Source organism: Shewanella algicola (assembly GCF_014648035.1).
Lineage (GTDB): Bacteria > Pseudomonadota > Gammaproteobacteria > Enterobacterales > Shewanellaceae > Shewanella > Shewanella algicola.
On sequence record NZ_BMQI01000077.1, the window covers coordinates 1 to 15,137 of the forward strand.

At 40.5% G+C, this 15,137-nt stretch carries 8 protein-coding genes; 1 reads left to right on the plus strand and 7 read right to left on the minus strand.

Going from position 1 to position 15,137, the window contains the following annotated elements:
• The 4 genes from IEY42_RS20625 to IEY42_RS20640 form a co-directional block, all read right to left on the minus strand.
• A partial coding sequence (locus IEY42_RS20625) for a SpvB/TcaC N-terminal domain-containing protein (RefSeq protein ID WP_188927089.1) occupies positions 1–5,217 on the minus strand: 5,217 nt, incomplete at its 3' end.
• 1,202 nt (positions 5,218–6,419) lie between these two features.
• Positions 6,420–8,120 carry a hypothetical protein gene (locus IEY42_RS20630; protein WP_188927090.1) on the minus strand — a complete coding sequence of 567 codons (1,701 nt, stop codon included), beginning with the start codon at positions 8,118–8,120 and terminating at the stop codon, positions 6,420–6,422.
• Positions 8,117–9,277 carry a tyrosine-type recombinase/integrase gene (locus IEY42_RS20635; RefSeq protein WP_188927091.1) on the minus strand — a complete coding sequence of 387 codons (1,161 nt, stop codon included), beginning with the start codon at positions 9,275–9,277 and terminating at the stop codon, positions 8,117–8,119. The genes IEY42_RS20630 and IEY42_RS20635 overlap by 4 nt, the downstream gene beginning before the upstream one ends.
• Positions 9,278–9,935: 658 nt before the next feature.
• Positions 9,936–10,175, minus strand: coding sequence for a helix-turn-helix domain-containing protein (locus IEY42_RS20640; protein ID WP_188927092.1), 240 nt, complete (start codon positions 10,173–10,175; stop codon positions 9,936–9,938).
• A 156-nt stretch (positions 10,176–10,331) separates the two neighbouring features.
• Between IEY42_RS20640 and IEY42_RS20645 the strand changes: the two genes are divergently transcribed.
• Positions 10,332–10,841: a hypothetical protein gene (locus IEY42_RS20645; protein WP_188927093.1), complete on the plus strand. Its 510-nt coding sequence runs from the start codon at positions 10,332–10,334 to the stop codon at positions 10,839–10,841.
• Positions 10,842–11,000: 159 nt separating this feature from the next.
• Here IEY42_RS20645 and IEY42_RS20650 read toward each other — a convergent pair whose 3' ends face one another.
• The 3 genes from IEY42_RS20650 to IEY42_RS20660 all read right to left on the minus strand — a co-directional run bounded on the left by IEY42_RS20650 (position 11,001) and on the right by IEY42_RS20660 (position 14,794).
• Positions 11,001–11,411, minus strand: a complete 411-nt coding sequence (locus IEY42_RS20650) for an Xre family toxin-antitoxin system antitoxin (RefSeq protein ID WP_188927094.1) — start codon at positions 11,409–11,411, stop codon at positions 11,001–11,003.
• A gap of 236 nt (positions 11,412–11,647) precedes the next feature.
• Positions 11,648–13,120, minus strand: a complete 1,473-nt coding sequence (ltrA, locus tag IEY42_RS20655; RefSeq protein WP_188927095.1) for a group II intron reverse transcriptase/maturase — start codon at positions 13,118–13,120, stop codon at positions 11,648–11,650.
• A gap of 699 nt (positions 13,121–13,819) precedes the next feature.
• Positions 13,820–14,794, minus strand: coding sequence for a DUF2806 domain-containing protein (locus IEY42_RS20660; RefSeq protein ID WP_188927096.1), 975 nt, complete (start codon positions 14,792–14,794; stop codon positions 13,820–13,822).
• Positions 14,795–15,137 lie beyond the last annotated feature (343 nt).

Genomic DNA, 15,137 nt, shown 5'->3' on the forward strand with positions numbered 1-15,137 from the left:
AATAAACTGCCTAATGGCGTTAGGGCCTGCATTACCGCCAGCACCTTTGCCTACACTACCGTAAAGATACTGACTGCCATAATCGCCTTTAACAAGGATATTACCTGCGGCGTCATAATCATAATTAACCGCATCATAGGTGATACCTTTGTACGTTTTAGTTGAGTCATCAACCCGCATGAGCTCGTCATAGTTGTAGCTTTCTTTGAACTGGGTAATCACGTTGTGTTGAAAGGCTAAATTACCCATTCCGTCATAATCATAATTTAAGTATTGCACCCCGATAGTACTGCAGCCAGCAGAAGAACTGGTACAGATACTTGTCGGTGAACCAGCTAAATTACGGCTAAATTGTTGAACATAATTGTTACTGAACGTTTGTTGATTAATACTGCCAAAGGCGCTGTACTCATCGATTATGCGCAGTGACTGCTCAGAACCATCAGTAAAACGTTGGTAGTCTTCGACTAAATAACCATTGTCGTCAAAACGATAGGCCACATGCTCGCCGCTAGGGTACTGCATGGCTTTGATACGGCCAAATTGCGTGTCATAGGCATATTTTTCAGTGAAATTTAAGCTGCCAATAGCCGTAAGTGTTTGCTTAATGCGCCCAGCGGTATCATAGCTATGAGTTTGAATATGCCCATCGACTTTAGCTTGGTATAACTTACCGTAACCTACGATAGTATCATATACCCAGGTTCGCGTTTGCTGACCTGTTTGACTCGTTTGACGACCGGCTTTGTCATAGCTAAATGTGGTTGTAATATTGCGCGCATCTGTTTGGGTTTTAAGCTCGCCATATTGATTATAAGTAAAATTCCAGCCCCCCATATTCGGGTCGTTAAACCATGCCTTGCGGCCTAAATCATCATAGCGAGCGGTAATTTTACTGCCCAACACATCTTGGATTAATACAGGTAAACCTGCTGCATTATAGGCAAAATAGCTTTTATTACCTTTTGCATCTGTAGTGCTTAATAACTGGCCAAGGCTGTTATAACTGCGACTCATCGACGCATTTAACCCGCCAGAAACACTAATATTCGTCGTAATGCCATCAGCATAGTCATATTCTGACTGGTAGCTGACCATGCCATCATCGTAAATCTTACGAGCGGGGCGCCCTAATGCGTCATAATCTTCAAACTGTGTCGTAATTTGGGTGCCGTAATCTTCTGTTGGCTTAGTCTCACTAAGAATATTGCCTCTTGCGTCATACGCGGTTTCACTAATGATTTCGCCTTCAAAACCATCGGTTACCTGCTTTACAGGGCGACCAAGGCTGTCGAAATAGGTAACGGCTTGTGGTTGGCCATCTGCTTGTACAATTTGCTTGTAGGCATAATCTCCGGTCTCCCATTGTAATGACACATAGCTGGTAGGCTGGATAACTAAGGCGCCTTTGGTGGCAGATGAGCTTTGCACCACACCAATAAAGTTAACCTGATTGGTTGTCGTCACCCCATTCATATCAACAGATGTCAGCATCTGACCTGTTAACGGGTCGTAGGTATTGGTTGTCACTGCAACGCCCGGCCATTGGGCATTAAAGGTTTTGTAGGCAAAATAACCATCATTAGTCATAGCGACCTGATTGTATCTATCTCCCACACTCACTTTGCTTGCATTACCGTACTTGTCATAGTTGCTATAGGTCGTGGTGGTGGCGACGCCTTGTAATGTACCCGTACCTTCAATACGACTGCTAAGCAATGCTTTGACGCTTTGTTCATTACTGCCATACGTGTGCGTTGTTTTTTGGCTTGTTGCGGTATTAGCTGGGTTTAACAGGACACTGCCGTGAGCGGTTTTATAGATAACCGATTGACTGGCGGTTGAGAGTGTCGGCACAGACCAACCAGCTAAATCGGTATAATCCTGTGTACTGCTTTTGTTATGCTCAATGGTGTCATCAACTGTTTTGGTTGATGTTCGCGTGGTTTGGCAGAAGCGATTTTTTTCTTGCGTGTTTGTCACCGTCGACACTGTGGTGATTGTGTTTATCGATTTCGTTACAGTCGTTGTGTTTTTAGGATAAAAACACCAACTTTTGCCACCATCTTGATTGGCAATGCCTGCGGTATAATCCGATAGGCTCGGTGATAATTCGTTAACGCGGTATTCATTAAGGGTATTTTGTTGACCGTCTTTAACGGTTTTTTTCATAACGGTCCCTGACCAAGGGAAGGTTTGTGAGAACATGGTTTCAGTCGTTAATGTAAGTAAGCTTTGAGCATCTGTATTGGTTTCAATAATGTCACTAAAACCTTGAAAGCCTCGACCCGCGATATGGAAGCGAGCATTTTTATAATAATACGTCGTATTGTTAAATCCATTTAGGCCATTGTCTTCTTTTAATGTAGCAACCACTCGCATGGTATTAGTGAAATTTACGTAAGGATATTCGGTCGTCTCAGGCTGAGGGTAACGATTTTTGAGTTGCGTATAATCAAGCTGTAATTTTTCACCCATTCCCGTTTTGATACTCTTCACTACCGTGTCTTGAGTATCCACATGCGCAAATAAAGTGAACCCAACAGGATAAGCAGGAGGTTTACCGCCTTGTTTAGAGCCGTAAAACCAGGTGCGTTTTGTGGCGTCTGACTCAAATCCCATTCCGGTGACAAAATCAACTCTGCCGTCACCCGTTAAATCGATAGGGGACAACGTAGCCAATGCACCATAAACGGGTAGTGGGACATCGGTAAAAGATTTGCCATCAGGGTTGGTGAGTAACACATTCCAATACCAAACATCATGGTCATAGAATTTAGGTGCATTGCCACCATCAACGGCGCGACATGACTCGTTAGACGTCCAATTCCAACATTCGTACAGGTATTGCTTGCGAGCATAATTAGGATAAAGGATGTCTTGACGACCATCACCATTATAATCAATAAATTGAATGAAATTTTCGTGCACGTAACCAGCCGAGCCACCATAAGTAGGGTCCTTGGCAAAACTGCCATTACCGCCACTAAACGCCAGCTCTTTTATGCCTGTATTAAATGGTGCTTCAAATAAACCATTGCCTTTATTGAAAATGATATAGCGGGTATAAAATGTATCGGTGCTTTTCACCTTATGCAATGTCAAGATATCGCTGAGTCCGTCACCGTTAAAGTCTACCCAACGACTTGGTCGTGTACGGTGAACAATATCAACATTGACGTTAAAAGTGATATTTTTCTCAATAAATGAGACCGTATTTGAGCTCGGGTTAAACCCAATCTTGTACCATTTTAATGACTTATGAAATTGGCTTGGCGCTAAATCCACTACCCCGTCACCATCCACATCCATCGGAATTAGCGGTTCTTTGGCCTCTGCAGTAAAGGTTCCTCTTTCGACAAAGCCTGGGCCGTTATCTCTGCGCAAAAAAGCTTTGTAAGTAATAACATTATTACCCGAGCCCGTTTGCTTGTTCGTGGCAAGAAAAATATCTTTGCGACCATCGCCATTAATGTCTACAGCATGACTTGTGCAATACTTATCCCCAATATCACGATAAATCGTGGTATAACAAGTCGCACTAATTCCCGACGTATACGAGCTTTTAAGGCTGCCATCAGCGTTAAAGCTGGTAAAAACAAGCTTAGAAGCGCTGTTGGTATAAACAAAATCATCAGCACCATCTAAATCGTAATCGATAGTGCCATTGATGACATTGGTGCTTTGTTCATTTGAGTTGGGTAAACCGTCACCATTCAAATCACCTGCCCACTGACGACTACTAATGCCAGGCAAATTTTGATAAGTAATTTTTTCTCCTGTGCCTGATAGGTAGATACCGTCTAACGGGACGGATAAATCTGTCACACCATCACCATCATAATCAGCATCCTGTTTTACTTTTAATCCAACAGTATAATTATCTGTAATGTTAGCCAGTACATGATTGGTTTGTAAGTTATGCTGATATTGACGGTAAAACCACGAAAACTCTGTTGTTAAACAATCATTATTGTCTGTATCGCAATACTGTAAATTGTCTAATATCGCTGCATCATTTAAAGAAGTGGTCGGCGCCTGATAATTCAATAGCCACGTAGCTTTCTCTTGGCCTTCAATGTTCATCGACATGCTCATCAACTGTCTGTCATGAACGCTATAACCTCCCCACTGATAACTTTTAGCGCTAGGTATTGTTTTGTAGTTAAAGTGAATATTTCGTGTGCCTAAAACACCTTGATGTCCGGTGTAGTAAATATCAAGAAGATAGCGATTACCCGCAGAGGCTTCATCGTATTGATAGCTGATTTCATTACTATGAGTGTCGCGAGTAATTTCTTGCAGCCAAGTCGAAGCAAGGCTTAAGCCTACTGGAACAATACGACTGTTACTTGATTGACCGAATACATGTTGAGTCCCATTCGTTTCATAAGCAACAAAGTAAACATTGCTGCTATTTAGCCCGCCGCCTAATTGTTTAACAATCACCGCACCATCGCGCTCGGTTTGATAGTAGGTGCCAGAGGCGCCGTATTGTCCTGGTGAGCCGCCATTACTCGCAGACACTGCCACTAAGCGACTACCATTGTAACAAATTTTATCGTCTGCACTAAAGGTGCTATTAACTGTTGAACCATCTAAATCAAATATATTTGAGCAACGGGAAATGCTCGAGTTGGCCGATAAACTCCAGCCCATTCCGGCAATTCCTTCACCAGATTGACTGCTGTAGTTTAGCGATAAGCTAGGTTGGACGCCCTTACGACCAGGTGCAATGGTCAAAGGCACTGAATAAGAAAAAGCGCCGCCATCAACGCCGGCATTGCCTTTTATTTCACCCACCAAGTCACTTTGTTCTGGTGAAACACTGCTGTTGTTCGCGTCTGGAATGGTTGATATATCAGCTAAAACACCATTGCTTGAGCTGCCACCTCCAGTACTGGCGCTGCCAACTAAAGTGTTTGAGCTATAACCGCCACAACCAGAGGTGTCACACACTCTGGCTCGATAATAGTATCCAGACTTTGTTTTGCCTGATAGAGATAATGTTCTTGAGCTATTCCAACCGATGCAGAATGGTCCGGACCCAAAGTTCGTGAAACTTGACTGTAATGAGGCTGTACTCACGCTTGGTGATGTAGACATAAAAGATACGGCGCCACCGTCGTAAGGAATACCTAATCCATCGTAAACGGTTTGCCATGTCGTGCCATCTTGAGACTCTTGGATATTAGCGGAGGTTATACTGCAACTCATCGACCAGTATAATTGGACCGATGAGCCCGACTTTGTTCCTGTTAAAATAGGAGGCGATAGAGGATTAAGCGTAGGGACTGGTTGACCATCCCATAGACTAGGTGCTGCATGTGAAGAGCTATTTAAGCAAAAACTTAAAATAAACAGCATGTAGAAACAAAATCGGTATTTAGTAATATTGAGCATAACTAGTCCATTAGTCGTAAATTAAAATCGAATAAGAATGTACACAAACCGAACAGGATTGTAAATAAAATGAAATGTAAATGTAAATGTTTTGTTTTTGTTTGATTTATTTGGATTGCCTTCAAATATAAAATTCATAACACATAACCAGCTTTGAGCCTTGATATTGCCTCGAACTTTTTTGAATTAAATCTATTATGTAGATTTATTGGACAACTAAATGGGGTTCTGGCTCAGGGCGAGATCGCGAACGTTTTATGAACAAATAGAGGATTTTTATCACAAAACGCAAACTCATGCGGTTGCCCTAGGTTTTGGCTATGAGATACTTTTTTCGATTTGATTTTGGGGTTCAAAGGGGATTCCCCTTGCCCGAGCTTGTATCCGACCTTTTTGGAACAAAAAGTGGGATACAAGCGTACCGGGTTACGTACTGGTCCCACATTATTGTGGGCTGCTTTTTGCTTCGCAGTCACTGACTGCGAAGCTGTACTTTTTCGCACTCAACGAGTGCGAAGTTAAGGTCTGTTTAGGCTAAGTCTAAACATTATCACGTTGTAAAAAACAAATGGCCATGCGGGTTTTATACTCTCACCATCTACGGTAATTTCATTTCAACACCAATGGGCTTCAAACATACATGTTGTTCAAACCTCAATTTATCAAATCGATATTTTGACTATTTCGCCTCATCCGTTTGCTCTATAAAACGACCACTGACATGTTTAATGCCGCCACTGGCATCGTAAGTGCCATCTGTGGCAGCAGTGCTGCCAATTAGGGCTAAGATAGCGCTATTGGCACAAACTACACTCCATAACTCGATACAAGCATAACCTCATGCCTGGCCGTTAATTTAAGTCTTACATTCTCAGCGATTAATAAAAAATCGGTCATCACTTTAAAAAGTAATGACCGATCCTCTGCTTATTTTGCGAGCAACTTATATTGTATTGACTCTAATCTGAGAAAATACGGTTAACGCATCATTTAACGAATATTGAACGCGTGCTTTATCACATATCCAATGAGTCGTTAATCTGACTGTCTTTGCGTGTTAACGCGTTTTCAAGCTCTGTATCGCCCGTATTATTCGCAATTTTTATTAGTATTTTTCGGAGCTCAGCTGGCAAATCTGCACTAAACGCTTTAATGACATATTGCATGAACTCTGCAGCCCCCGCTCTTCCTTTAAGTATCAATCGATTATTCATATGCTCTAACATTTTGTGCACTGGTAACAATGCCTGGGTTGTCATCACGCTAAATCTGTCTAAAATTGATTGTTTTTCAGCTATAGCGCTATCTAATTCTGTGTGTTTTTGCTGTTTAAGCCAAATCGATGCATCTAATTTCTTTTCTTCCTTTACCTTAGCGCTTAAACGCTCATCAACTTCTTGCTCAAGCCGCATTTTTTTACTGAGTCTACGTTGATTTTTTTGAGCCGCCGCCTCTTGCTGAATGCATTCCAGCTTAAGTGCGTCACGTTTTATTATCAAAGTCTCACAACTTTCACTCAAGTAAGCGGCTTTGCTCTCTAAATCATCAACCGTTTTCTTTTGCAGAGAAACTTTGTCATTCAAACTTTTAGACTTATTTTCTAAACTATCCACGTCCTCAAGTAAACGTGTGTGATAGTTAAAGGGTCTATCGCGCTTCGCTAGCTTTGCTTCTTTACGCATTTGCATTCGTTTTTCAGATTTTCGAACAGATTCTGGATGGAAATCAGCATTGATGCCCTTCGGATGAAAAAGATGTTCATTGACGAACTCATAGAACATCTCTTGCATATGCTTCGCCACATCGCCTGCCTGTTCACGATTCAAGCGTCCTTTCTCAGAAAGTAACTCGGCATCGACACCTTTGCGATCAAACAAAAATGCATTGACGTTTCTAATGTGTGCTAACCGTAAATCGTATTGATGCGTTAAAGCATTTTTCCCAGAAATGAAAGCATGAACATGGCCGCCAGTTATTTCACCGGGTAGTCGTTCATCATGATGTAACACCATGAGTTTAATTGGATAATCAGGATAATAACGCTGTAAGAAACTTTTCATTGCGTGCATCATTTCTTCATTGCTCACAATGTCTGTACCTATCTGATTATTTATAGGGATTTTGAATAATAATTCTTCAAAATTAACAGAGTTAAGTGAATTAGGCTTATCTAACAATGCATTGTGGGCTTTGATATAATTCACCAATTGCTCAACTCTCTGAGCTTTACGCTTCATATCAAGCAAATTCAATCGATATGCAGCATGATGCACATTTATTAAGCTATCACTCGAGAAAATTTCATCGACTAACTCAATACCTTTCTTACAAAAATGACCTGCCTTTATCCACTCTTTAAGTTTGTTTTTTGAGCGTGCTTTGTCTTGCCCCAATTTACGCGCATCAGCGCTCTTCATTGTTTGAGGTTGCAAAATTTCGAACATCATTTGCTCTCTTTGCTCTTGTGAAAAGTTATCTAGGGGGACAATTCCTTCAGGGGTATCAATCAAATTAGTGTGCGATAGCGAGCTATCCCATTCAATTTCGATCTCATTCTTTGAGCGCATCAGCTTCTGTGACTTAGTCAAATACTTTTGTTTAAGCGCCATTTCTTCTGTAAGACGTAATGAATGAAACAAGGTAGCTTTGCCAGCTCTGCGCCCCTTGTCATTAAATGCATAGTTAACAAATGCAAAGAAGAGAGTCGTTAATCTCATATCAACGTCTCCCGAACACTCTGACTCAACAATCGATTGAGATACTCTGTTATCAAATTGGGGTGACTTATGAGCAATTGCGATATCTGTTGCTCTGACAGCTGAATATCAGCGTTTGAAGCTGTATTTGAAGTCGTTGCTACATCGGGAGTCTTTGTTTCAACTGATAAAGATTCATCGGGTTGTTTTTGTGTAAATATGCCACTAAATTGTTGCTCTACTCTGTTAACAAAATCAGGTGCATCTGCACACATCCAACGAGCATAATGAATATCAATCATAGCAGTGCTTTCATGCCCTAATTGCCTTGCAATCCACTCTTTAGAGATACCTGATGTCAAAGCTTGACTTGCAAACGTATGTCGCAGCTGGCCTGCGCCTCGATGCTTAACATTGGCAGATGACAAAAATGGGGTGAAAAACGTTTTATTGAACTGCTTGGCGCTAATGAAAGGTTGATTTGTCAGAGTGTTGTAGAAAACGAGTGATAAATTTTCGATTTTTTTGGTTTTATTGTCGCGCTGAAGCACTGAAATCTTTCTAGGTTTGCGATGTCCTGTAATCAGTTTTTGTTGTGTTAATATGCTTATAGCGGATGCGCATAACTCAACTGTGCGTTGAGAACCTGGTGTTTTTGGGGTTTTATATTGTTTGTCGACTAATGCAATTCTGACTTTGAGTTTTGCGTTAATAAAGTCAATATCTTCCCAGCTTACAGCGAGCAACTCACTTATACGAAGTCCGGTCAGAGCACATAACTGAAAAGCATTTTTCCCTGAAAAGCACTCAACTTCTGTTTGCGCTAACGCAGTTAATTCTGCACGTGAAAATGGATTTGGCTCAGCATGACAAACACTTAAATTTTGGATGCCATCCATAGGATTACGCACAATAATCCCATCCCGAAATGCATTGTTGAATATCGCACGAAGAATGATATAAAACTCATTTATTGATTTGTTTACATAGCTTTTATGTAATTTTTGACGAAGCTGAATAATGTCACTGTGCGTGACAGAATCAATATAACGCTTCCCCATTATTTTAATGATTTTTGATGCTTTACAACGCTCAGAACGTAAAGTCGATGGTGCGACTTCGTGTACTCTTGAAGATAAATATTGCTTCACATAATGTGAGACTGTTAAATCTTTCATTGCTTAACCTTGGCGAGTCTTTGCCCGCTTTTCTTAAGCACAGATTAACATATCCTTGAACATACACAACACTTTGGATAACAATAACTTGTTATATTTCAATTATTTATATACTTTTAACATTTTAAAAAGTCAATATTACAACGTCATGAACAAAATAAAACATTACATAATCACAGTGTTAAATGTCATAGCGAACACGTTTAACATGACTGAAATCATCGACAACAATTTATATTATGAGTAAATTATTTTTTGAATATGCTGAAAAAGGCTGATGGGGAGGTATTAACGGTTCGTCATGACACAGTAATGTTACCGACATTGTTGAGCTGTCATAGCATGCAGTAACTTAGTCAACTTTACAGTCATCACTTTCAATACAAACAAAGTATCGCTAAATGACATTGTATATTGATGGGTAAAAATTATATTTGGCAGCTTTACCCACCTTAGCCGTTTATCTTGTGCTTAAGTGGCTTTTGTAAGTTTGAATCATACATAACAAGCATTGATACTCGATATACCGCAAAATACTGCCATAGAGTTGTTCTAGACGTGCTTCGATAAGATTATTCTCGTAACTGCATTACGCAGCATATCGTCTCTTCTAACGTTAAATAAACCTTCACTTTACTCAACAATCTTGTGTCTCAAGCTATTCAACCTCGAGTAAAATCGCTTTCTCGTCTGGGATTAAATCATGCACTGAGCATTCAAGAATCGCAGCAATAACATACACTTTCTCTAAGCTGATGCTTTTCTCACCGCGCTCTACGATACCAATATAGTTGAGGCTAAAGCCGCATTGCTTTGACAAGTCTTTCTGAAGTATGTCTTTTTCTTTTCTTTTTTCTGCGAGTTTTTTTCCAAACTCAATCGCAATCTTTTTTTTCATTCTTATCTTGTAGATTAAATTAAAACACACTATAGTGTGTTTTGTGGTGATTAATCACTTAGCTAATATCAGTTTGCCGCTGCCTTATTAGCTAAACGCTCGCCCAGGGATGCTAGCATCCCTGGGTTTATTTACTCACAACTCGAATCCTTCAAAATGACACAAGTTGATTTTATAGACATTATTAATAAACATTGCCCCGTCGTGTTTACTACTGAGTATTTGTTACAAGCCCTTATCTATACGTATGAGACTGAAGATGCCGCCATTCTTCGAAAATGCATGCATAACCACCTATATCGATTAGAAAAGCACCACTTTGTGAAACGGCTTTCTCCTAAAAGAAGTCGTAACGCACAATATGAACAACGGTTCAGTCTACACGCCCCCATTCACATGCAGCCCAAAAGGCCAAACAGTACTTTACATAAGCACATTGATAATCAGAGCATGGTAAAAAACCACTATAATGTACTTCAGCAACATATCAAGCAGTTAACACATAAACTCAATGCTTTTAAATTGCTTAGTCATAAGTTTCATTTATATAGCCCCATCATCAATGGCAAAATCAAGGTGTTAGATACCGAGCTATATGCAAAAGGCATTGAGCTCAATGCCGTCAATGAATTGATAGATGAAATCAAAAAATGCAGTAGAGGTTGAGCGTAAGTAGGCAAAAGGCATTATTGACTAAACTATGCTATTCGCACCGAAGGGGAAATCGTCATTAGGCTAACGGCATTTGGCCGTTGAAAAATGTTGAATGGAATAGAGCTTGGTAATTAAAATTGTCGTCAACGCGCTGTAAATCCACTGAGGTTGTTACGCCGTCATGCCATAAGATGACTTAGTTATCGTCGCATTAATCATGTCAATACCAATGGTGGTATCTAATAGTGTTATCGGTTGTTGATTAGCAAACGCCTGGTTGGGTGTCTTTAGCCATAAAAGCATTTTATCTTGCGTACCAAAGTACTCTGTTCCTGCTTGAATAAGACTTATGAGCATCAACACACGTTCTGTCGCGATGGCTGGCAACAGTTTATCGTAAAGTCTTAATTTTACCCCCAATACTGTTTCTAATTCACGCCTAGACAAGCCTGTTAACGTCATCGCATTAGCTAGCATATCAGCGGTTAACCCCAGCCTAACAAGCTCTATATCGCTATGTGAGTCATGATGAGGAGCATTGATGCATGTACCAACTAATGCTGAAAACGCTTTATTGAACATACATGCCGACTCCTACAGAAAACGATGATTTGGAAGTAGTATAAGTGAAATTAAAAAAGCCTGAAGAGTTAATTTATTCGGCGACAATAAAGGCTAAGCTTAGTTGTCACTTCAAACACACTTCTGTCGGATAGGCGACACCTGTTACCAAGTGCCGCCCTCCTAAGAACCGTACGTGCAACTTTCACTGCATACGGCTCAAGCCTCCACTAAGGCGTGTTCTGTTACCCAGCACCCTACATCGCAGCCAAGACAGGCTCAAACCATGAGTTTCTACCTTCCTTTGCCCGTTTTCGCTTACCTAAGTAAGCTTCATGTTCGGGGTTGTAAGGTGTCGCTGCACTCCTGATTTTTACATGTCTTTTTATGAGCGTTTGAGCTATTTGGACAAGGTTAAATCGACAATCCATGTTCGCTATTTTCTGCCAACCATGAAATTGCCATTCTCCCTTACTGCCCAGATAATACTTACGCCTCACCCAGTCCTTACTTTTAGATGGATGACGCCTAACTGCCCAACGCCATAACAACCAGAAAAGTTGATGCCCTACATAACCGAAAACTTGCTTAGCAACACTGTGGCGATAATAGTTCGCCCATCCTCTCAGTTTCGGATTTAATATTTTGATTAAATCGTTAACGGGGATTGTTGGATGTTTTCTGATAAATTCACGTAGATTACTCAAAAATGATAGAACGTTGCTCTTGCTCGGTTTAATGAGCAGTTTGCCTTTGTACTTTCGGATATTGAATCCCAGAAAGTCAAAACCATCATCGATATGAGTTATGTGCGTTTTCTCATCAGAGAGTGTTAAGCCTCTTTCCTGTAGAAAACCAATTAGCTGCGGCTTGATGTCATTAACGAGCACTTCCTTCGAAGAACCTGTGATAACAAAATCATCTGCATATCCGATAAAGTTGACTCTATTCCCTGTTTTACAGGCAATAGTCTTAACCAACTGCTCTAACCCTGCCAGCGTGAGCAACATCAGCGTTGGGGAAATTATCCCGCCTTGCGGTGTTCCTTCTGCTGTTTTGTAGAACAATCCTTTATCAACATAACCACATCCAAGCCATTGTTTCAGCATTCGTTTATCTAATTGAATGTTGTCGATGAGCCATTGATGACCTATCTTATCGAAACAGGCTTTAATGTCACCCTCAAGAACCCATTGGCTAGAGCTTTTCTGACACAAGCATTTGAAGCACTGTGCAATGGCATCTGCTGTGCTTCGGTTAGGTCGAAAGCCATAGCTATTGAGGTCGGCTACCGTTTCCGAAATAGGTTCCAAGGCTAAAAGATGAAGCGCTTGCTGCGCTCTGTCTATCATGCAAGGAATGCCTAAAGGTCTGAGTTTGCCGTTTTTCTTGGGGATGTAGATACGCCTGAGCGGTTTGGCATGATAGCCTTTGCGGCTCAGTTTATTCACCGCAGTCATACAACGAGCATCACTGTTCCAAATGATGCCGTCAACGCCTGGTGTTTTGCTGCCTTTATTTTGAGAAACTCTTTTAACAGCAAGTAATTTTGCTGGTTTCGAGTGGGTAAGTATCCACTGCAATGCTTTCGCCTTGCCGTGTTTACCTTCTCGGGTTGCTTTTGCAATGCGCATTTGAAGCTTTAATACATGTTGCTTAACCACTTTCCAATTAATGGATTGCCATGGAACATTGTCAGGGGATGCACTCACTTCAATTGAAGTCATCATTTGCGTTTCTCCTTGAATAAAGTTCTTCAAATCATCTTGCAACGGGAGACCAGCTAGAAGTTAGCTCGCTTTCGCGCCAGATAAAATCAGTATCCGCATCATTACAATGCGGCATTCGCTTTTTCTAGCCTCCTTTACCTGCATGACTATCGGCAGTCTTCGCAGACCGCTTTCCCAAGGGGAGCAATACAGGCTTACCCTGTTCCGTATGTCGCGCAACGTCAGGTTAGATGCCCACTATAGTGCGAAGAGTTAATTGATCACGAAAGAGCACTGTCCAATCTCTTTCCAACTCTCATTGCCATTTTGGCCACAGCGTATTAACCACTTCCGCTGTTTCTCGTATAACGCACCTTACATGGATTCACTTACGTTCATCATACTGACACCCTAGCACTTACCCGATTGTGGTTATCAGGAGAAACGTCCTCTCACGATTCAGTTCCCATTCGGCATAAAGCCAAATATCGTTACATTGTCAGACTCGCTGCTTTATTCAGAGTCTTAGGGTCATCCGGTGATACAGATGGTTCACTCTTATCGCGGCGAACAGCGCTTCATACGACCTCAGGTCGCACGGACAAAACCGAGTTACGATGAACAATGCAGCTGAACTTTCTGATGACTCATTCTATGCCAAACATATCAATTGACTACAAAGTAGTAGCCAATTTTTATAATCCGATACACTTAAATTTATTATGAAGCCAACAGGTGGGTTACTATCTTAAAGCCCTGTTTTTCAATTGTGCTCTTAACCTCTTCTAAATATGCTTCATTAAGGGGCAATTTAGAAAGATTCATAATTTCTTGACCTGTTTTAGTCAGCGCGTAACAAGAAGGACTAAAGTTCCTTTTAACATCTGAAAATAATAACATTATAAGATTTTTTGCCACTACTTGTGTTACATACTGCTTATCAGATGTCAAATTTGAATCGAAAACACCTCTTAAACCTGCACTATTAACGCCTTGTAAAATCCCTAAATCTTGTAATTGTAGACAACCATGAAAACCTAGGTCATTAGCTTCTAGAGAGTTCTTAGCATCTGTATAAACACGACTACCTATAATAAAAGAAGAAAGTTTATTTATAGTCTCAGCTTCATCCTGTGACAGAGTTCTAAGATACTCTAATGTTCTCAATGAGAATGTTTTGGGTGCCAAAACTTCACCAGCTAAAACTTCAGCCCAAAGTTTTTTCATATAGTCACTGGAGAATCCTGAAGCTGCTTCTCGCCAAGAAAAAAACCAGTCTTCTTCGACAGGTTCTTCACTTGGCTTAGTTGTAGACTCAGACAAAATTTCGGCGGCTAGGTTAATAGCCTTGAAAGTATTACTGTCTTTTCTTATATCATTTTTACCAGAAAGGGTATCAGGATATTCATTTGGATCGAATGTTGGCATTATCCTCCCCATATCAAACGCACATCGGTCAATATTTGAATGTACTAACCCTTTTTCTAAATCGTAGGCCAATTCGCCATTAAGAATTTTTTTGACTTCCTCATTAGTTTGAAGCTTTATCAGTTGTGTAGTGCGTAATGCCTTGGCTTCACACACTTTTTGCTTACTACCCACATCATGACCAAGCATTGTTGCAATAGTCTTAACAAGCTTAGTTAGACCATTAATTTCAAAGCTTTTCGAATCTATATCTATTTTAAGCCCCATACTTCCACCCAATGAAATACGCAATTAATCATTCACTTATAACATATGTATAGGCTTAATTTAACATGATTTTTATAGTGCCTTTTAACAATTGTCCATTGATATCATTTGCTTCTAAGTTAATTGAGTCTGAGTAAAGTTGAGCTGTAGTGACTTTAGAAGACAGGGATATCGCTTGATCTCACCTTTGAAACGAGTATTCCATATATAATTAAATAAATATTTGTATGTCATAACTTGGATCAATCAAGAATTGATAAAATCATCTGTTAACTCACTTTGGGGCGTGCGACGTGAGGTCGTATGAAGCGCTGTTCACCGCTTTTGAGTGAACCATCTGTAT

Coding starts and splice junctions, on each gene's coding strand:
- IEY42_RS20630 (WP_188927090.1), bottom strand. CDS start 8,120: ATGAGATTAACGACTCTCTTCTTTGCATTTGTTAACTATGCATTTAAT.
- IEY42_RS20635 (WP_188927091.1), bottom strand. CDS start 9,277: ATGAAAGATTTAACAGTCTCACATTATGTGAAGCAATATTTATCTTCA.
- IEY42_RS20640 (WP_188927092.1), bottom strand. CDS start 10,175: ATGAAAAAAAAGATTGCGATTGAGTTTGGAAAAAAACTCGCAGAAAAA.
- IEY42_RS20645 (WP_188927093.1), top strand. CDS start 10,332: ATGACACAAGTTGATTTTATAGACATTATTAATAAACATTGCCCCGTC.
- IEY42_RS20650 (WP_188927094.1), bottom strand. CDS start 11,411: ATGTTCAATAAAGCGTTTTCAGCATTAGTTGGTACATGCATCAATGCT.
- ltrA (WP_188927095.1), bottom strand. CDS start 13,120: ATGATGACTTCAATTGAAGTGAGTGCATCCCCTGACAATGTTCCATGG.
- IEY42_RS20660 (WP_188927096.1), bottom strand. CDS start 14,794: ATGGGGCTTAAAATAGATATAGATTCGAAAAGCTTTGAAATTAATGGT.